14 protein-coding genes and 1 pseudogene are annotated in these 18852 nt (G+C 59.5%); 4 read left to right on the top strand and 11 right to left on the bottom strand.

All coding sequences use genetic code 11. The features are described 5' to 3' along the window. Positions 1 to 8: 8 nt before the first annotated feature. The 5 genes from BSG17_RS24500 to BSG17_RS24480 form a co-directional block, all read right to left on the bottom strand. Positions 9 to 1805: a methyltransferase domain-containing protein gene (locus tag BSG17_RS24500; RefSeq protein ID WP_089827994.1), complete on the bottom strand. Its 1797-nt coding sequence runs from the start codon at positions 1803 to 1805 to the stop codon at positions 9 to 11. A gap of 85 nt (positions 1806 to 1890) precedes the next feature. Next, positions 1891 to 3174, bottom strand: coding sequence for a nucleotide sugar dehydrogenase (locus tag BSG17_RS24495; protein ID WP_089827993.1), 1284 nt, complete (start codon positions 3172 to 3174; stop codon positions 1891 to 1893). An 80-nt stretch (positions 3175 to 3254) separates the two neighbouring features. Further along, positions 3255 to 4682: a sulfatase-like hydrolase/transferase gene (locus BSG17_RS24490; protein WP_089827992.1), complete on the bottom strand. Its 1428-nt coding sequence runs from the start codon at positions 4680 to 4682 to the stop codon at positions 3255 to 3257. Positions 4683 to 4723: 41 nt separating this feature from the next. Further along, the gene (locus tag BSG17_RS24485) at positions 4724 to 6151 is read right to left on the bottom strand and encodes a flippase (RefSeq protein ID WP_089827991.1); all 1428 of its coding nucleotides are present in this window, start codon (positions 6149 to 6151) and stop codon (positions 4724 to 4726) included. Between the two features lie 6 nt (positions 6152 to 6157). Beyond that, positions 6158 to 7081 carry a glycosyltransferase family 2 protein gene (locus BSG17_RS24480; protein ID WP_089827990.1) on the bottom strand — a complete coding sequence of 308 codons (924 nt, stop codon included), beginning with the start codon at positions 7079 to 7081 and terminating at the stop codon, positions 6158 to 6160. A 96-nt stretch (positions 7082 to 7177) separates the two neighbouring features. Between BSG17_RS24480 and BSG17_RS24475 the strand changes: the two genes are divergently transcribed. Both BSG17_RS24475 and BSG17_RS24470 read left to right on the top strand, forming a co-directional pair. Then, positions 7178 to 8314, top strand: coding sequence for a DegT/DnrJ/EryC1/StrS family aminotransferase (locus BSG17_RS24475; RefSeq protein ID WP_089827989.1), 1137 nt, complete (start codon positions 7178 to 7180; stop codon positions 8312 to 8314). Next, positions 8311 to 9363 carry a Gfo/Idh/MocA family protein gene (locus tag BSG17_RS24470; protein WP_089827988.1) on the top strand — a complete coding sequence of 351 codons (1053 nt, stop codon included), beginning with the start codon at positions 8311 to 8313 and terminating at the stop codon, positions 9361 to 9363. The genes BSG17_RS24475 and BSG17_RS24470 overlap by 4 nt, the downstream gene beginning before the upstream one ends. On the opposite strand, the gene BSG17_RS24465 is transcribed toward BSG17_RS24470, so the two are convergent. Next, complete coding sequence (locus BSG17_RS24465; protein WP_089827987.1) at positions 9351 to 10139, bottom strand: formyl transferase; 789 nt, start codon at positions 10137 to 10139, stop codon at positions 9351 to 9353. The genes BSG17_RS24470 and BSG17_RS24465 overlap by 13 nt on opposite strands. After that, on the bottom strand, positions 10088 to 11758 hold the full coding sequence (locus BSG17_RS24460; RefSeq protein WP_170864952.1) for a glycosyltransferase family 39 protein: 1671 nt from the start codon (positions 11756 to 11758) through the stop codon (positions 10088 to 10090). The genes BSG17_RS24465 and BSG17_RS24460 overlap by 52 nt, the downstream gene beginning before the upstream one ends. Before the next feature lie 276 nt (positions 11759 to 12034). On the opposite strand from BSG17_RS24460, the gene BSG17_RS24455 reads away from it, so the two are divergent. Continuing rightward, on the top strand, positions 12035 to 13105 hold the full coding sequence (locus tag BSG17_RS24455) for a glycosyltransferase family 4 protein (RefSeq protein ID WP_244531710.1): 1071 nt from the start codon (positions 12035 to 12037) through the stop codon (positions 13103 to 13105). A 101-nt stretch (positions 13106 to 13206) separates the two neighbouring features. Then, positions 13207 to 13953 carry a UTP--glucose-1-phosphate uridylyltransferase AglF gene (aglF, locus tag BSG17_RS24450; RefSeq protein WP_089827984.1) on the top strand — a complete coding sequence of 249 codons (747 nt, stop codon included), beginning with the start codon at positions 13207 to 13209 and terminating at the stop codon, positions 13951 to 13953. 138 nt (positions 13954 to 14091) lie between these two features. Here the strand turns inward: aglF and BSG17_RS24445 are convergent, their stop codons facing one another. From BSG17_RS24445 to BSG17_RS26525, 4 genes and pseudogenes are all read right to left on the bottom strand, one after another. Continuing rightward, on the bottom strand, positions 14092 to 14310 hold the full coding sequence (locus BSG17_RS24445; protein ID WP_089827983.1) for a hypothetical protein: 219 nt from the start codon (positions 14308 to 14310) through the stop codon (positions 14092 to 14094). A gap of 1142 nt (positions 14311 to 15452) precedes the next feature. Next, positions 15453 to 16721: a M14 family zinc carboxypeptidase gene (locus BSG17_RS24440; protein ID WP_089827982.1), complete on the bottom strand. Its 1269-nt coding sequence runs from the start codon at positions 16719 to 16721 to the stop codon at positions 15453 to 15455. Between the two features lie 641 nt (positions 16722 to 17362). After that, positions 17363 to 17863, bottom strand: a complete 501-nt coding sequence (locus tag BSG17_RS24435) for a hypothetical protein (protein ID WP_244531709.1) — start codon at positions 17861 to 17863, stop codon at positions 17363 to 17365. An 865-nt stretch (positions 17864 to 18728) separates the two neighbouring features. Then, positions 18729 to 18852: pseudogene (locus BSG17_RS26525) on the bottom strand (IS5/IS1182 family transposase); the annotation flags it as partial.

Genomic DNA, 18852 nt, shown 5'->3' with positions numbered 1-18852 from the left:
GAGACGGGCTACCGACTTCGTGCCGTCCCAGTCAGCAGATTCGTCAGTGCCATCACGTACGACCCGACCTCGTAGGCACCCTTGAACTGCTGATCGTCGACGTTCATCCGTCCTTCAGTCGTCATGAAGCGCATCGGAACGCCGAGGCCGCTCACATCCGCCAAGTTCACGCCTCGCGTGTTCGTCGCGTAGATCCACTCCATCGCCTCACCGACCTCGCGGTCGTAGTTCTTCTCACCGCCCGCTGCGTAGTAGTGTGCGACAGCGTTGGCAAAGAACGTCTGGTGGCATTCGTACAGGAACTCCCAGTGTGGTGGCCGACCCTCACCGCGGCCGACCCGTCGACGCAGTTCAGCACCTGCGAACGCACGGTTCGACGGATCCTCCCAGATGAACGCACCGTCGTCTTGCATTCGTTCTTCGACGGTGTAGTCGAGCACCTGCTCGACGTTCTCCAGATATCCCGTTCGTCCTGTCACCTCGATCCCGCGCGCCAGTCCCCAGAGCGTGTACATCTGGTTCTGGTGGCGACGAGTGGTCGGGTTGTCGAAGTAGAACAGCGTCTTCCAAGCGTTCTGCTGGTCAACGATCTCGTACATCGCGGCGTCGATGGCGTCGCGGACAGCCTCGTTATCAGTCCGTTCGTAGAGGTACGTCCAGCCATAGAGCAGGAGGCTATCCTCGCTGTCGTCGAACTCGAAGCGACTTTCGGCGTGCTCGAAGAGATCCATCGCGACGGCGAGATTGTCGACATCCGACTCGTCGAACACGTCGGCGGCGAGACTGAACGCGACAGTCAGTGGACCGATGCCGTAACTCGGCATGGCGTCGAGCGTCCGGCCTTGGCCGACCTGTTCGGCGAAGTAGGACAGTTGTGCGCGAAGTTTGTCGTCGTAACGGTCGTCACCGTTCCCGGAGACACGCCATTGCAGCAGTCCCATGAGCGCGAACGGCGCGTACCGCCACTGGTTCTCATGGGTCGGCGTCCAATCGAGTCCGCCAGACTCGTCGATGTTGTACTCCAGCGCCCGAACCATCCGGTTCTGTTCGGTGTTCCAGAAGCCGTTCTCTTCAGTCGGCCGGAACAGACAGTCGAGTGCACTGTCGAGGTACGACTCGTAGTCGAGTTTCTGGACGCCAAAGACGAGATAGGAGGCGTTGTCCCAGTCGTCCTGTTCGACCAACCGGTCCGAGAGGTCGCCCGCAAAGTCGACGAGCGGTTCCTGTACGAACTCCGGTGCGTGTGATCCATGCGCATGAACCCGGAACGGATACTGGTAGATGAGGTCGTAATCTGCGAGTCGCCACATCGGGTAGAAGATGCGCTTGCCTTCGTCGGGTGTGTAGTAGCGCAGGCGATACTTTCCACCGACGTAGTAGGGTGACCGCGGCGTCGGCACCGAGAAGACGTAAAGTCCGTCGCTCGTCGTCACACGTCGGACTTCGTCGGTCAACGTCTCGATGTCGAGGAAACGCCAGTCATACGGGCCGATAGAGACCGCACCGTCGAAATAGTCGTCCGGGAACGGGAGTTTCGGCTCCTCGGGTTCGACCCACTCGTAGCGGTCAACGTCATCTCCGAGAATCTCTTCGGCGTACTCGATAGCGTCATCCGAGAAGTCGAGACGGGTGACATGGTCGGCGTCGAGCCCTCTCGTTATGTTCGACTCTGAGGCGATGTCGAGTACTCGATTGCGTTCGCCGAGTAGTTCCCACGCCGACTCTTTCTCCGCATCCCGAAGATACTGGAGCATCGGTGCGACCTCCGGCTGCTTCACCCAACGTTTGAGCACCTCGTCGCGCATCAGTTACTCCCCCTGTTTACGTGACTGTCTCTTAACTGTGAATGTACTAAACGACCGATCTCAGTGACTCCAACGACTCCGCGGCTCACTGTCGCATCTCGCCCGACCTGTCGCCGCCGATGTGACGCCCGTCGCCGAGTCGACTCAAGGTGAATCCCGCGTTACGCCACCGCTCGGGATCGAGGATGCCACGGGTGTCGACGACGGCCGGCTGTCGCATCTGCGCGGCCAGTCGGCTCGGGTCGAGGTCGGTGAACTCTGCGTGGTCGGTGACGACGACGAGACAGTCGCTGTCGGCGACAGCGGCGTCGAGGTCGGAGAGTGGATATGTGAAGTCTTTATCGTCGACCCGTGGGTCCGACGCACGGACGTCGAACCCTTCGTTCTCGGCGAGTCGAAGGAGTCGCAGAGCGGGCGTCTCGCGTGTGTCGTCGACGTTGCCCTTGTAGGCAACGCCAAGTACTGTCACCTGGGCATGAGCGACGGTGTCGACGAGTCGGCGGACATGTCTGAGTGTGTGAACCGCCATCGACTCGTTGATGTCACGGGCGACGGAGATGAGCCGCGAGTCGGTCGTCGACTGCGTGAGGAACTGTGGGTCGATAGGCAGGCAGTGGCCGCCGACACCGGGACCGGGTGAGTGGACGTCGACGCGTGGATGTTCGTTCGCCAACTCGATGGCGTGACGAGTGTCGACGGCGTATTCTTCGCCGAGCATCGCGAACTCGTTTGCGAGGGCGATGTTGACGTCGCGGTAGGTGTTCTCCATGAGCTTCACGAACTCCGCGGTCGTCGGGTCTGTCGGGTGGATCGCTCCTTCGGCGAAGTCGTAGAGGTCGACCGTCCGCTCCCTGGACTCTGTATCGACGCCGCCGACGAGTCGGTCGTTGTGGACCATCTCGTCGAGCGTCGCGCCCGGGGAGGCCCGCTCGGGACAGTGCGCATAGCGAACGCCGCCCTCGTCGGGGCCGTCGCGGTCCAGAATCGGAAGGACGAGCCGTTCGGAGGTGCCCGGCGGAACGGTCGACTCCAGCACCACGAGATCACCGGGGTCGAGTTTTGCGGCAACCGATTCGGCGGCAGCCCCGACGTACCGGAGGTTCGCAACTTCGGTCACCTCGTCCAGCGGTGTCGGCGTCGCGACGAGGTAAGCCTCGGCGTCTTCCGGAACGGTCGTCTGTGCGGAGAAGTTCTCCGCCACTTCCGCGAATAGTTCCGCCAATCCGGGTTCCTCGAATGGGAGTCCGCCGTCGTTCAGCGTCGCCACGACGTCCTCGTCGATGTCGACTCCGACGACGTCGCGAGTACGTGCGAGCAACAACGCGGTCGGGAGGCCGATATAGCCGAGACCAACGACGCTGACGGTCATCGTAGGCTCCAATCACAGTACGGTTCGAACATGTCCCAGTCGTCGCCCACCGCAGTCAAATAGGTTGATACCTCGACCGGTCAGAGATAGCCGAGGTCTTCGAGTCGCCGTTGGGTGTCGTCGTCGACGGTTCTCTCGTGGTCGTCGGCCTTTGCCTCGGGCTTGTACGTCTCGACGTCGGTGTCGAAGAGGGATGACGACCAGTCGGGGACCGTCGGGTTTCTCTCCTCTTCGACTTCACGGTGTGCCTGCCAGCAGGGCCGCGCGTGGTCGATGTCGTACACGTCGATGCCGCCTTCTGAGTCCCAGACGGTCTTCTCCTCACTGTCGTAGACACAGCGGAGCATCCGATCCCAGTGGTCGGGGTCGCGCTCGAAGATGTCGGCGTTGTTCGGCGTCAGTCCGACGACTTCAGCGGGAATCCGTTCGGCTGTCACGTCGGGCGTCTCGCCGTTCGCGAGACCGACAAGCAGGTCTCGAAGCCGGAGATGTGAGACGTACTCGTCAATCGTCTCCGAGTATCCATTGGGTGCGTTAACGATGCAGAGCGGCACGTGAAGGACACCTTCTGATAGACTCGCGAGATGGCCGAACAGACGCTCATCGGCCTCGGTTCCGAGGTTCTCGCCGTGGTCGGCGGTGATGACGAACGTCGTCTCACGGTCAGTTGTGGCCTGAATCTGGTCGATGAACTGGACGACCTTCCGGTCGAGATAGTCGATAGCGGTCCCGTACAGCGCCCGATAGTGGTCGAGGTCGTCTGCATAGGCTTCTGGGTCGGCGACGACGTCGCCGTTGTCGAACTCTTCGGTTGTCCACGTCGCCGGCACGTCGTGCAACTGAGTATCGTAGCCACGGCACGCCCGGTGCGGTTCGTGACCGTCCATCAGATTGAGAAAGCCGAAGAACGGTCGGCCACTGTCGTCGAATCGCTTTTCAGCCTCGCGGAGGACAACGTTCGCGCCGTCGTCGAACAGTTCCGGCCAGTCTTCGAGCGGTCCGTGACGAACGAGGTCGTTCGCGCGGAACAGGGCGATATTAGCGAGGCTCTTCAGCGGACGCTCGCTCGCTCGAATCTGCTGGAGGAGTTCGGTATAGGTAGCGAGTCCCTGTTCGCCGTACTCCTGGATGAACGTACTCGGGTCCAGTCCATCCGGGAACCGATGATAGCGTGAGACGTCGAGGAACTCGTCGAACAGCATATCGAAGCCGTAGGCCGACCCGGCGTAGACGTTGGCGCTAATGCCGACACTCCGGTGGTCGGAGAGATCACTGAGGAGAGTGTCCTCGCAGTCGAGTGCTGTGAAGTCCAGTGCGTGCGTGTGAACGCCGTGCTGGTGGGCGAGTTGTCCGGTGAACATGCTCGCGTGACTCGGCGTGCTCCAGGCGCTCGCCGCCCGGCACTGCTCGAAAGAGACGTCCGCACGGGCACGGAGTCGCGGCGCGTAGTCGTCGAAAAAATCCTTCCGGACGGTGTCAAGACAGACAAGAACGACGTTTCGTGTCATCGTGAGATATCGAGTCGGTCGACTCGACACGCGCAGCAGGGTTAAGCGTTCGCGCTCTGTTCGCCTGGAAGCACGCCCAAGAACCGTTCGCGCATCCCATCGTGACCCAAGACGACGAGGCCGTAGACGGCCGCCCCAACGCTGACCAGGCCGATCAGTCTCGGGACTGTCGTCGGCGGGAACTGGCTAGAGAGACCGTAAACGACGGTACCCATCAGGAGCGCCGCCGCGACTTGCCAGCCCAGCGCGGTCCAGTCGAACCGCACGTCGACGATTCGACGGAGATACCACAGTTGGGCGAGTGCTGCAGTCCCAGCCGTCAGCACCGTTGCGACCGCGGCACCGAGAAGTTGGAAGTACGTGATGAGCACGAGGTTGAGCACAAAGTTCGCGACGAGCGTGACCACGTTGACCCAGAAGGCCACGCGCTGGTTCTCTGTTCCGAGAAGCGTACTCTGGACGATATCCTTCGTGGCTTGCAGCACCTTGCCGGCGACGAGAATCGTGAGAACGAGTCCGCCCGTCTCGAACTGATAGAGGACGCTCATCGCCGCATCGCCGAGAAGCGCTGCGCCGACGACGGCCGGGACGACGAGAACGAGCGCGTACGTCATCGCCTCGCTGACAGCGTGTTCGACTCTCTCGACTGCATCTGACGACATCCAGTCGCTCACGGCTGGTGCGAGTGACGTCCCGATAGCCTGGCCCGCAAGCATCGTCACAGCGCTCACTCGCCAGGCCGCCTCGTAGACTCCGACAGCTGACTTCGAGACTAGGATCGCCAGCAGAAGTGTGTCCATCCAACTGTACGCGAGAAAGCTCACCTGCATTCCCGCGGTGTATTTTGAGAAATCGAACAGACTCCGGAACGTCCCCCAATTTGGCCGACGGGGACGGGTCCGAAGTAGCGGCGTCCCGACGACGACGGCCGCGACCTGCCCGATCACGTAGCCGTAGATGAGACCGACAACGCCGTAGCCGTCGAACACGAGTGCGACGCTCGCACCGACTCTGACGAGTTCGCCGAGAAGTTCGAGCAGGCCACTCGTCGCGACCCGGCGTTCGCCGCGGAGCACGGCGATTAACAGTTCCCGACCGGTTCCGAGTGCGAGCGTGAGCGCGACGAGTGGTGCGACTGCGAGTTCGACGAGCGTGTTCAGTTGAGTCGCAAAGAGCAGCACGCCGGTCGACAGCACGACGAATGGCGCGACGACGAGCACGAGCGCACCACCAAGGTAGACGCCGCGCTGGTAGTCGGTATCGGCCCCGCTCAGTCGTTTGATGACCGCGTTGTCGATACCGATACGGGTGAACACACCGAGGACGATGACCACCGTCTCGAACGTGAAGTATACGCCGAGTCCCGAGGCACCGAGTTCGCGTGCGAAGTAGACTGTGCTCAGGAACCCGGCGAGGCTGATAAAAATACGAGAGGCGTACAGCGCAACGCTGGACCGGTCGAGGCTCACGGAGAGTTATCGGAGAGAGGCGATTGTGTCTCGCACACTTCGGGCGGTCGACAGCGCATCCGGTCCGAACGGCGCGAGTCCGAGGAGCGCCGCATGGTCGCCTCGTGGTTCCGACGAGAACGCTTCGGCGAACGCCGTGATAGCCTCGGTCCGATCGTCGGCTTCGAGTGCCCGGACACCGCGCTCACGGGCCCACGCCGCGTGAAACCGCCGCTCGATATCGGGATGTCTCGCGATGTCCGCGCGAAACTTCTCCCAGACCTGCCGTCGACACCGGACGTCGTAGTCCGGGTCGCCCGTGACGTTCGTGTCGTGGTGCGTCCGCTCGACGAGTACCTCGGGAACAAACGCCCACTTGAACTGCTTTGAGAGGCGGATGGTGATGTCCCAGTCGCAGGCGATAGGGAACGATTCGTCGAAGCCACCCACTTCTTCGAAGCACTCGGCACGAACGAGGTGACTGGAGTGGGGGAGAATCGTATTTCGGACGAGAACGTCCGGATACACGTCGCCCGCGTGGTGGGTCATCACTCGCTGGACGACGTCGCCGTCGAGGTCCGTGATGACGCCACCGGTGTAGACGCCGCAGTAGTCGTCGTCCAACTGCTCGAACACTTCGACCTGTTTCTCGACCTTGGTCGGTCGCCAGCGGTCGTCGTCACCGAACACGCCGACGTAGTCGCCCTCGGCAGCGTCGACACCGCGGTTCATCGTGTAGGGGATGCCCCGATTCTCGTCGTTGTGGAGGACGCGAACCCGGTCGTCGTCGTCGTACTCGGCGAGTACCTCGCGGGTGTCGTCGGTCGAGCCGTCGTCGACGACGACGACCTCGACGTTGTCGTAGGTCTGCGAGAGGACACTCTCGATAGCACCGCCGACATACTCCGCCCGATTGTAGGTCGGAATCACCGCACTGACGAGGGGCGTCATACTCCCATAGACTAGCGGTCGGCGTTTAGACCTGCCGGCTTCTCAGACCGTCAAGAAGGCCAAACAGTCTTACAGCCACCGGTCGACTGCCCATCCATGATCGACGCCGAGGACGAGGTCGGATTCACCGACATCTACGTCGACGACGACATCGTCGAGCGCGTGACGGACGTGCTTCGAAGCACACGCTACGTGAAAGGACCCGAACTGGCGTCCTTCGAATCAGCGTTCGCCGACGCCTGTGGTGTCGACCACGCTGTCGGCGTCAACAGTGGGACGGCCGCTATCCTGCTCTCGTTGCAGGCCGCAGGTGTCGGCCCGGGCGACGAGGTATTCGTCCCAGGTAACACCTTCTTCGCCACCGCCTCTCCCGTGCTGAATCTTGGTGCGACGCCGGTGTTCGTCGACGTTGACCCTGAGACGTACACGATGGATCCGAAGGACTTCGCAGCGAAAGCCGAGGACGCCGAGAACCCAACGGCCGTGGTTCCAGTGCACATCTACGGCCACCTCGTGGACGTTGAGGCCGTCCTCGCCGTCGCCGCCGACTACGATCTCGCTGTCATCGAGGACGCCTGCCAAGCACACTTTGCCGAGCGTGACGGTCACGTTGCCGGCACCGTCGGCGACGCGGGTGCGTTTAGCTTCTACCCCTCGAAGAATATGACCGTCGCGGGCGATGGCGGGATGCTCGTCACCGACGACGACGAACTGGCAGCGACTGCCCGACAACTCCGCAATCACGGCCGCGACGAGTCGGGGACCCACCAGAGTCTCGGGCTCAATCACCGACTGGACGAAGTCAAAGCCGCTGTCGGCAACGAACAGTTACGACACATCGACGACTGGAACGAGGCGCGCAACAGCGCCGCCCAACAGTACACCGACCGCCTCGCGACGATTCCGGAGGTCACCACACCGCACGAGGCAGACGACGCCTTCCACGTCTACCATCTCTACGTTATCCAAGTGCCTGCCGAAGAGCGCGACGAGTTCCGCGAGTACCTCGACGAGCGCGGGATTCAGACGAGTCTCCACTACGAGACGCCGCTGCACGAACACCCCGTGATGGTCGAGCGAGTGGGTGAAACGACGCTCCCCGTCACCGAGGAACTGTACGAACGTATCGTCTCGCTTCCGATGCATCCGCGGATTACCGACGACGAACTGGATCGGGTTTGTGCGGCCATCGAGGACTACTTCGAGACCGAAGCGTGCGAGGAGAGTCGATGACATCGAGCGAACCGACCAACGACGGTCTCACCTATGCGGTCATCGGAACCGGCTACTGGGGGAGCAACCACGCTCGCGTCGCCGCCGAGCTCTTAGATGACGGCATCGTCGACGATGTTGTCTTCTGTGACGTTGACGAGGGGCGTGTCGCTGACATGGCCGCCGATTACGGCGTCGCGTACACGACTGACCACACCGAACTGCCGGAGTTAGGTGTCGACGCGGCTACCGTGGCAACCCCATCGCCGACGCATCACACCATCGCGACCGACCTGCTGGAAGCCGGGGTCGACTTGCTCGTAGAGAAGCCACTCGCCCGGACGAGCGAGGATGCGTGGGACATCGTCGACGTCGCCGATACCAACGACCGTGTCCTCGCAGTCGGTCACATCTTCCGCTACCATCCGGCGCTGTCGGACCTGAAACGCCGCATCGACCGCGGGGAGCTTGGCCGGATCAAGTATCTCACGACGAACCGCTACGCTTTCCGCGTCCCGCGGGAGGAGGCCGGCGTGCTCTTCTCGCTGGCCGTCCACGACGTGGATATCTACAACTACCTGCTGGACGAGCGCCCCGAGCGCGTCTACTGCGAACTCGACTCGACGGTTCGCGACGATGTCGACGAGACGGCGACGCTCACGCTCTCCTACGGCGAGACGACCGGCGTCATCAACGAGTCGTGGCACGTCCCTGTCTTCGGGAAGCAACGGGATCTCACCGTCGTCGGCACGAAGCGGTCGGCACATATCGACTATCTCGAAGACACGGTCGTCGAACTGTACGACGCCGAAATCGTCGAGGACGGCGACGTACTCCGCCGCCGCGAAGAAGGTAAGCGCCGCCACGAAACCGAGCCTGGCGAACCGCTCCGCGTCGAAGTCGAAGCGTTCGTCGAAGCCTGCGAAGAACGGACAGAGCCACGTGCGCCCGGCCGCGTCGGCGCGGAGACGGTCGAACTGCTCGAAGCGGCCCGGCAGTCGTCCGAAGAGAGTCAGGCCGTTGAGTTCGCCGACCGAGACCAGCAGGATTCGACTGCTTACTTGCCGTAGTCGCTGTATCCCGCCTTCGTGAGGTAGATCTTCTTCCCGTTAACCTTCGTGTACGGCGGTTCGTGCGGCGGGAAGTCCATCGACCGGATTCGGTCGTAGAGCGCTGTCGGATCCTCAGGATCGGCGAGCGCTGTCGAATCGATCTCCTTCAATCCATCGAGGCTGTCCTTCGTGTAGAAGTAGCGCGCTCCGTCGAACTCCTTCTGTGGCGTCCCCATCTCCAACACGCTGTCGTCGACGATGTGCGGGAGCGTCTCCTCGAAGAGGGCGACGGAGGCTTCCCGAACCTTCTCGTAGAGGGAGCGCGCCGTGTCGTCTTCAGTAATCTCGGCGAAGTTCCGGTCGACCACGTCGCCGGCGTCGACGTCCTCAACCATGAAGTGCAGCGTCGTCCCGTGGCGCCAGTAGTCGTCGTCACGGGCGTTCATGATGGAGTGACTGAAGACGTTGCTGCCGCGGTAACGGGGGAGCTCTGCCTGATGGAGGTTGAGTGCGGCTTTCCTGGGGTGTGAGAGCAGTTCGCCGTCGAGGATGTTCGGATAGTAGACGCTGAGGAGGTAGTCGACCTCGTAGTCCGTGACTTGCTGCTCCTCGTCGAGTGTGAGTACGGAATAATCGTAGTCGAGTGCGAGATCGTGGACCGACCCCTCCCACCAGTTGTCTGCCTCTCGTTCGTACGTGACGACGACTTCGACCGTCACGTCGGGGTGGTCGTGGAGGCGGGTCAGACAGGTTTCGCCGAGCGGGTGACTGCCGAAGAATGCGACGGATACCATGTGGTCGAGCCGACTCCCGGTAGGGGGTAAACAGTACCGGCGTCGGACTGGTGTGCCGATGACAGCGACGCCGTCTCCGCATTCGACGCTGCGGACTCGTCCGGAACGAACAGATACACCTCAACTTTGACGAACTGCTGATGCCACACTTGAGTCCGGGTATCGTTCACCACGTTGAGGACACGCTGGCGCTCGGATTCAGAAGCGTGTGAGAAGACGAGCCACGTTCGGCCGTGACCGTCGGTTACGTTCGCAATTTCCGCCGTCGGTGTCGGTGCGTACCCCGTGCCAGAGTTCTCGGCGACGACACTCGCAATCGTGACATCCTCGCGGTCGACGTAGTACTCAACGCCGTAATCAGTCATCTGATCCATCACTAGTACGAAGTCGCCAGATTCCGCACGCTCATCGATGGTGTTGCCGACAGCCCGCCACTGTTCCTTGTCGGTGTTCGTGTGATAGAGCGCGACCGACGGAACGAGTCCGATTACGAGTACGATAGCGAGCGCCGTCCGCAGGTGACGGTTCGGGACGTTTCGGACGCCGAACGCGACGAGCAGGAAGAACCCGAGCGACGCAGCGATGGTATATCGCGGCCAGAACAGCGGCGTGACGAGATACGAGAGGACGATGAGCCCCCCAAACGGGACGACGAACCAAAGGAACACGAGCGTCAGTGCGTCACGGTCTGCCGCATCCAGATCGATTCGCGCACTTCCGAGTGCACCTCGGAGACGAGCGATGGAGAGATGGCGCGCGTCACCGAACCGGACGACTGCGAGCAGCGCTGTTCCGGCGAAGGCGGCAAACACGCCAGCGATGATGAAAACGTTCGTCCCCCGCGGGTACCCGACGTAATCAGTCACGGTCGCGATGACGCCGTAGAGCGTCGGATACGGGATGTAGTGGTACCGCGGCGCCCCACCGATGGTGGCGACGACTGTGAGAATCACGACTGGGCTGACGAGAAGTCCGACCCCGTAGACCTGTTTGAGTCGCTGCGTCCGAAGCTGGAACAGCCGATCGCCGGCGATGGCCTCGAGTCGGACGACAAGGTAGGTAATCTGCGCGAAGATGACGAAAACCCCGAAGAAGTGGGTAGCAACGACGAGCGCCGCTGAGATGAGGTAGGCAGCGATGTGACGACGTGTCGGTGACTCACGAAGGCGGATAAGCCAGTAGAACGAGACGAGAGTCAGCACGGTGAGCAGACTATACATCCGTACTTCCTGAGCGTAGTAGATGTGAAATCGCGATACAGCAAGGAGTGCTGCGGCGACGAGTCCGACTTGGTGGTCGACGAGTCGTCGACCGACGAAGTACATAACGACGACAGCCGCGATTCCCAGCACTGCGGAGAGGAGGCGCATCGAGATCGGTGATCCGCCAACGAGCCCAATCCAACCCTCGAGCAGGAGATAGTAGAGTGGCAGATGTGGCTGGACCTGCGGAAGCTGTACGAGTAACTCGAGCGGCGTCATCTCGACCACGAACTCAACCGTGACTAATTCATCCGTCCAGAGGCTCTCGTCACCCAAGCCGTACAGCCGAAGTGCAGCGGCGACGGCGACGACGGCAACGAGTGGGACGGCACGCCGAAACCGCTCGAAACCCTTCATTACTGCTGTCCTCTCGATCGAACGGGAATAATATTCTGATACTAGCATCGCGTGACAAACAAGGGAAAGCAAATATGGGATGTTTAGGCGGAAAATAGGGCCTATTTGTCACATTCATTCTTCCGTTTGACTGTCTGAAACAGTTGATATTCTCTTTATCTGGTTCATAACTACACCAGTCTAGCGTCTATTGCCAGTCACACCATGGCTATCCAGCGGCCACGCAACAAACGACAGTCGGATCCCGATGAGTCTGGCGAAGACACATCGGCGACGATGACGGAACTCCCCAGTAGCGAGGCCGCACGCGAGGTGTTGACCGACCTCGATGTCGTCATGCTCTACTTCGACCCGCATCCGGCGCACCGAGGGTTCGCTTCCGCGATCGGGGCTGATCTCATCCACTACCGCGAACATTCGGCGGGACCACTCTCGGGGACGGTCGTCGAGGACATAGTCAATGGCCTGCAACTTCCCGACTACGACGTCTGTCTCGTGGAAGGATCAGTACCGCTGTACGCTGCTCTCGTTGGGCGAGCGACGAGCGAAACGGACATCGTCTATCTCTGTGCGGACCATGGACTCTACCACATCGGTCAGGACGACTTTCACGGCAGCTCGGCAGTCAAGTCTCTCATCGGACGCTTCGGTGTTCCGGCCATCAGACAGGCAGCTCAATGGGGTATCGATGGGGTTGTCGCGGTCTCCGACTTCGCTGCGGAGTTCACCAGCGACGTTGTCGGCGATGACACCCCGATCCGTGTCGCACACCCGTACATCCAACCTGACGTGTACGACGACGTCCGTACGTGTGAACCAACACTCGATGACAACGTCGCTGTCGCTGTCGGCCGTGACGAACCCTACAAAGGATTCGACATGCTCGTCGACGCGTGGTCGACGGTCCGTGAGCGTCACCCCGATGCGGAACTCCACATCGTCGGTGACGACCACCCATCCAGCTACGAGTCGACCAACGGTGTCACTGTCCACGGATACGTTGAGCAGCTTTCAGATGCGTTCGCAGAGTCCGCACTGTATGTCCAACCCTCTCGGATGGATACGTTCCCCGTCAGTACGCTCGAAGGGATGTGTGCTGGCCTCCCCGCTCTCGTGACGACGACGACCGGAACGGCGTCCGAAGTGCGTCCAGTTGACGAGTCACTCGTTGTTGAGCCGAACGCAGACGCTCTCGCAGCCGGTGTGTCGGCATACTTTGACAGACCGACATCGGACCGGCGAAGACTCTCTACGCAAGCACGTGAGCGTGGACACGCCTTCGACGCTAAATCCCAACAAGCATCATTCCGTCACGCATTCGCGGACCTTGTAGCTGCACTCGATTAATCGAACAAACCGTCTCGATTTTACCAATTGGACCGATATACTGAGAGATAAATGAGTAAATCACGCGCTTGGAGACCAACCGGCTGGGACTGTATCGACCGATGAAGGGAGTCATTCTTGCCGCAGGCAAGGGAACCCGTCTCCGACCACTCACTGACGACAAACCAAAAGGGCTTGTTGAGGTCGCTGGACGCCCCATTCTAGATTACTGTTTTGAACAATTGAGCGACCTTGGAGCGGACGGATTCGTCGTTGTCGTCGGCTACTGCAAAGAGCAGATTGTCGACCGCTATGGCGATGAATTCGACGGCGTCCCTATCACGTACGCTCACCAGGCTGAGCAACGGGGGCTGGCAGATGCCATCTTAACTGTCGAAGCACACGTCGACGGCGATTTCATGCTCATGCTCGGTGACAACATCTTCCGGGCAAATCTCACCGATGTCGTTCGCCGCCATCAGGAGGATCGCGCGGATGCGGCGTTTCTTGTCGAGAAAGTCCCTGATGAGGAGGCAGGTCGCTATGGAGTCTGCGTTACCAACGAGTACGGCGAGATAACTGATATTGTTGAGAAACCTGCAGACCCACCGTCGAACCTCGTTACGACTGGCTTTTACACCTTCACGCCGGCTATTTTCGATGCCTGTCGACTCGTCCAACCTTCAGACCGTGGTGAATACGAACTGAGTGACGCAGTCGATTTACTGATCGAGAGTGGCCGAACCATTGATGCGCTTCGTCTCGACGGGTGGCGTATCGACATTGGCTATCCCGATGATCGCGAGGAGGCTGAGCGCCGACTGACAGACGAGCAGTCTCTAAACGCGGAGATGTCAAACAGACTCTGACGCAGTACGGAATCACCGTTGGCGAACTACTCACCGGCTTACATGGTATCCTTTCGGGGACTCCTCACGAAGTTGGCGGCGAGACGCAACTGAATATTGACGATTCACTTAGCATCGTCCCCGCCACGGCCGTCGTCGTCACTTCGTAATCCGGAGGCCCGTGCCGGTCTCGTAGAGATAGCCTTTCAACAGCAGCTGTTCGAGAAGCGCTTCGGCCTCGGAGTGCTTGACGTCGCCGGTACTGATCCAGTCGATCGCTGTGTCGTGTGTGAATGGCTCGTCTGTTGCAACCGCCTGTTCGATCTGCTCGAAGGCTGTTTGTTGGGATGGAGTCAATCGGTTCGACGAACGTCGCATGAGGTGTACAGTGCGTCGCTGCTACCGTGATTGTTGGGATTGATGTAGCAGCGTGAACTGTCGAGACAGCGTTTGGGACGCCTACACTACCCTAAGAATCATTTCAGAGTGCTCGGTCGTCCCCGTGGGAGCCGTCGGTTGGTTTTGAGTCTCTTGTAGGTTACAGCTGGGCACCCAAACGTTGGCGTGGTGCTGATTAACCAACGTGCTCGACTCTGTTGGTTAACAGCTATCAGGCGGGTTGGTTGAAAGCGCTACTCGTCTCGATCTCCAGCGTCTCACTCTCGGGTTACGTATGCCACCCGATTGGTCAGAATCCCACTGTCAGAATACAGAGAACTCTTCCGTCGGCGAAGCTACTACTCCCTGCTCTGCGCCTACTCGGCGCACCAAATATCCACGCACCAGTCTTACTCCAACTAACACCGGCCTACCTCCCTCTCTTACTAGTTGGTTTTTGCCGTAACAGATACCAGAAAACTGCCGTGAGATGTGCTGTGTCGTCTGCGTACGGCATGTTACGGCATTTTCTCACGCTGGGGTGTTGTTACGGCATGAGGTATATTGCCGTAACACTGCGCCATCTTGCGATTCTAGGTGTTATGTATATCGCAAACTCACAGTTGGCGTAACGCCATGCTGAAATGCGGTAGGGTTGGGTCTGAGTGTCTCTCGCGGTGTTTTTGCGATACGGGATTCATCGGGTGGAGACTGTGTGTTATGCAGTGCGTCGGCCGGTCGCTTACCGCACTGGGCGGTCGCGTATTCTATTACTAACTTCTAAGATGTTGTTTTGGTGAAAGCTCAACCAGCAGACTCACTGTATAGGGTCGAGACAAGGGGGCCAGCCGCCAGGTGGCGGCTGGCGACCGGCTATGGTGCGGCGCTCACGACCGACGAGAACAGCGCTGGTCGTGATTCTAGGGCCGGGATATCTGACGTGCGCCAATGGACGCACAGGTGGGTGTGATTGCCTGTTCGTCGACGAGATTTACTTCGTCACAAGTGTGTCCGCTGTGGCTGCCGCCAGTGGTAATGATGTCTCGCAGAACTCGAGACGGTGAGTGCACATTGAGCTTTTTCACTGCCTCAAAGCTGCATCGAACTCGATGTGATCGACAGAAATAGATTCGGTGGGGGGCTTATTCTGAGTAGAGGCCAGCTTCACCTTCGGCAGTCACGCTACTGCCACGCCCCGGAATCTGTTGGACCTTCGCGGGATCAACGTCGGTCAGCGAGCCATCGGCCGTCGCTTTCACGGCTGCGAGGAACGCCTCAGCGACGTGCTGAACTCGGTAGAGACGATTCCCGAGCGTCCCCGCGGAGACTTCAAAGAGGACACTTCCCATTCCTCGGAGACCGAAGCCGTTTCGCGCGATACCAGCGTAGGTCCCGCCCGGATACCACGTTGGATCTGGGTCGTGCTCGTCGCCAACGGTCAGGACATCAGTATCGCTTTCGGTCGTTATCTCGTCGTACATTGTATAGACGAGTTGCTTCGAGAGGTCTCGTGCATCCTCTGGCACATCCTCATTGATTGGCCAGAACAGCGATGACGTGACGATATTCCCAGCGCCCGGATCGTTGGGATCTGGGGGATACGTCTCTTCTTCGCCAAGCTCGCCGTCGAGGTACTTCTGACGGTCAACAAACTTCAGGTCCTCGTCGACGATGTACTCACCCTGGCGGTGGAAGTCGATAACCCACTCGGAATCGAGGTCTTCGACCCTGCTGTCGACGGCGACTGCCTCCGGAACTGGATTTTCAGGGAACTTTTCGGGGTAGCTCTGGTACAAGTCACTCTCCTCCCAATCGGGCCAGTGATACCGATTGATGTCCCACCCGACGAACGGGGTATCAGCGGCGAAGATCCCGATGTCGCTTCCGAAAATATCTGCTCCAGCCGCCGCTGGGGCGTCCGTATCGACATTGTATCGCTGCCGAGCAACGAACCCATCTGGGTTCGCTCGAGGGATGAGATGAACCGTCAGCTCGTTCCGAACCTTTCTAACCGCAGCAGTGTCAGCACACGCCAGATAGTGGAGTGCTGCAATCGTTCCCTCTGCCATGATGAATTCGTCGCCGTGCTGTTGTGCGATCACCATTACATCGGTCGATCCGTTCCCAATCGATGCCTCCCAGAGAGGCCGACCCTGGTTTGATTCACCGATCTTTGTGACCGAAACGTTCTGAATAGATTGTAGAAGTTCCTTGAGTTCGTTGTTGTCGAGGAGATCGTCATTCCGGAGGAACTCCGGATTGTACTCGGTGTCACCATCGAGGGCATCCGGACCTTTTGTCTGGCCGTTGCCCTTGCCTTTGTTCTCGTGACCGCTAGCCTGTGAACTGAAGACACTTGCGCCCGCAAGGCCTCCGAGTGCCCCTAAGAACTTTCGCCGTTCTATTGTCATTGTATTACATGCTAATTTGTATTGTAGGTGATTTATATCTAAGCATATGATAGAATAATTATTACATAAAACTAAGAATTATCTAACTTAGACTTTTTGAGGAGCGAGCAAGTCGTAGTAAGAGGTGTCTCTGGGGCTCGTCGATCCGCTCAAAGAGCAGTTTGATACAAGTGTGCTGAGATTTAGGAAAGCGAGCACACCAACACCGTCTTAGCCTCCTGAGTCAGCGTCCATCTATCAAGCGCCTGACTGCGCCGTCGCAGTCTGAAGGGCGCTGAGAGACTCGTTGCTTGTGTCGTCGTTTGTTCGCCGCCCCGCCATGCAGACACCGACTGGGCCCGTGACAACGTTCCATAACTGGCCAAGCTATGTCGGTAGTGCATCCAGAAAGGGGACCCGTGGCTGATGCACGCCCACTCGTACGACGCTCGTCAGTATCGAGGACGCTTGGCGGTCGTCTCATCACACCCGTTGTGAGCGGCCTCGGACGACCAACCCACTCAAACTCGTTTCATACACTCCTACTACTCCTCCAACAACCGAGGCTTTCCCGAGTGCTGCTGCTAGTACTACCGTGCGTCCCCGCGGTTTGTGTCATTTTCCTATCGTGTATCTAGTGTAAAGACGTGGGTATCACACCCTCACTGTCGCCACCACATCACCACGTCTGTGATACTGCGCGAGTCATCGTTCGCCGACTCGAGATCAGCGACCGCTTGCTGTGTGAAGACGACGCGGTTGGTGCCGCGGCGTTTCACGATCTTCGTCTCGTCTTTGCCGAACCGATTAAGGAACTCCATCACTCGCGAGACAGTCTCGGGGTGGGGGCTTTCGTCGTCCTTGGCGCGGAGCACCTTCCGAATCGTCCCCGAGTCGATTGAGTAGCCAGCCAGGACCTTCTTCGCGTAATCGCTGATGCCCTTCGCGACGTAGCGAGCGCGTTTCTCGTTCGGCGTGAGTTTTTGGACGGCCTCTTTCGAGAAGGCGACGACCTGCTGGAGTGGCGAGAGTGACGTTACGTCCTCGCCCGTGGCGACGTCGTTGGTGGTCAACTCGTGGAACGCTGTTGGAGGCGCTTGCGGTGTTCCTGCGCCGACTCGTAGCCCAGTGATTCTCGGCTGGCCACGCGGCTCGATTCGCATGGAGAAAACCTCTGAACTGCTACGACAACCCCTATCAGTCTGCTCATCTGAACGACGAGGTTATGCCCGATCATGTCCTAAAGCAGTCATGTCTTCAGAATCAATCGTCCCGCCTCCGCTTGAAGCATCGTTTCAATACACACCCCGAACGGTCCCTGTCGAAGATGCGATGATTCGGGACCTCCGAGAGCAGTTTCAATCCCTTGACGTTGGTGATCGGCTTGCGTATCGAACCCTTTCGAAGTACGAAGCAGACGCACGTGTAACTGATGTCCATCTGATTGAGACCGGTCTCGCTGCACGCACAATCCTCTTCTTGCAAGTCCGTGGCGAGCGACATCTACTGACCGACCACCCCGGCGACACGCTTCCCCATGCGCGGTATATTAATCCGGCAGGCGAATCTGGCTCCCGAGGTCCGCTGATTGAGTTACGGAAGCATTCCTAATGCTGAACCTCTAAGATCACCATTAAGATTGACATGTCTAATAATCTCTTTATTCGAATGGAGAGTCGTTTCTGACCAATATCTTCCCACCGCACTCGCTCAACTGAGTCCGTTGTAAACACTATTATTGCCCTGGCACTAGCAGACAGCTTCAACAAATGTCTCGGACGCAACTTTTCTTAGCACCCTGCGCCAGTACCACACATGCCTCGTTGAACGCAAGACTGCGTCGGGATGGGATCAATTATTCACGCTTTCACGGTGTCAGAACCTGGTTCTTGAACTCAGAAGATGCAGTAGCCGTCGCTCGCAGCTTCGTCGAAGGGTCAAAACTATGGTATCTTATTCCGTAGCTCAGGTGACGACGGCAATGCCTCTCCCGAATACATCCAGAGAAGGGGAGCAGGCGGCGAGCCCTTAACTCGCCGCCTGCGTGAGGTTATGCACGATGCACTTGCGAGTCAGCTCCCGGAACTGGCCGTGCCAGCTCCGGGAGCGCAGCTTCTCGCCGTCGTCTTCCTTCAACTGCGAGAAGCCGGTT

This window comes from Halogranum amylolyticum, from assembly GCF_900110465.1.
GTDB lineage: Archaea > Halobacteriota > Halobacteria > Halobacteriales > Haloferacaceae > Halogranum > Halogranum amylolyticum.
The sequence above is the reverse complement of the archived record's forward strand: the minus strand, read 5'-3'. Positions and strand labels throughout refer to the sequence as shown.